We start from the raw sequence: 915 nt of genomic DNA on the forward strand, positions 1-915 counted from the left end.
TTACTGGACCGTGCGGCAAACGGGAGCAGGCTGCTACAGGCCGCGCCGCAGGCAAGGGCTTCGCCCTCTTCCACTCCGTTGCAGCCCTTCGGGTGCATGCGCCGCTACAGGCCTTCCGCTGCTGGAAGCTCCCGCCGCACAGGCGGTCCAGAAAGGAGCCATCCATGCCCAATAACCACGAAGCTATCCACACTAACGCAACTGTCTATCCGGACTCCGCCCTGCTAGGTTGCACCGGTGATTCAAACCCACGGAAGGAGAATGCCATGAGCGAAATCAGCGTTACTTTGTCCCTGTTCGTCGAACACGGACGCGAGCAAACCGCAGCCGACTTCTACGCCACCGCCTTCGGTGCGCAGAAGGTTCACGATCACACCAACGACGGCGAGCTGATCGCCGTGGATCTGCTGCTTGGCTCGATGCCAATTTCCGTCGCCGGGGCAAATCCGAGACGTCAGGCTGACCCGTCCCTGGGCGGGCCGTTCCATCCGCAAAGCGCCGGCGCTGTGAGCGCGGTATTGCGCCTTACCGTGGACGACATTGACGCCGTTGTCGCCCAAGCGCGGGCCGCTGGCGCGGCCGTGCGTGATGCAGTCCAAGAGGACGACACAGGCAGCCGTTCCGCCAGCCTGTTCGATCCCTTCGGGCACATCTGGAGCCTGACCGAGCGCAAGGCCACCGCCTCGCGCCTCGCGGCCTAACCGCTCGGCCCTCAGCACAAGAAAGCCCCGGCTCCGGGGCTTTCGTCATTTCGCGGCCGTGCCGCTCAACGCCAATCAGTCCTCGATCCGGTAAATCTCGGCGTTGTCCTGCAGTTCGCGCAGCCCCTTGTAGGTGGCGTGCCTCAGCTTCCCGTCGTCGGTCCATGCACGATATTCGGCCTCCGCGATCAAGGTGGGTTGCACCCACACGACC

1 protein-coding gene and 1 pseudogene are annotated in these 915 nt (G+C 64.0%); one reads left to right on the plus strand and one right to left on the minus strand.

All coding sequences use genetic code 11. The annotated features are described in order from the left end of the window. Positions 1 to 266: 266 nt before the first annotated feature. Complete coding sequence (locus EOD15_RS34845; protein ID WP_127409339.1) at positions 267 to 701, plus strand: VOC family protein; 435 nt, start codon at positions 267 to 269, stop codon at positions 699 to 701. A 75-nt stretch (positions 702 to 776) separates the two neighbouring features. On the opposite strand, the pseudogene EOD15_RS34850 reads toward EOD15_RS34845, so the two are convergent. After that, a pseudogene (locus tag EOD15_RS34850) lies at positions 777 to 915 on the minus strand (ATP-dependent DNA ligase); the annotation flags it as partial.

Source organism: Mesorhizobium sp. M7A.T.Ca.US.000.02.2.1, from assembly GCF_003996995.1.
Taxonomy (GTDB): Bacteria; Pseudomonadota; Alphaproteobacteria; order Rhizobiales; family Rhizobiaceae; genus Mesorhizobium.

What these genes read in the sequence shown, in the direction of transcription:
- EOD15_RS34845 (WP_127409339.1), top strand. Translation starts at nt 267, where the DNA reads ATGAGCGAAATCAGCGTTACTTTGTCCCTGTTCGTCGAACACGGACGC.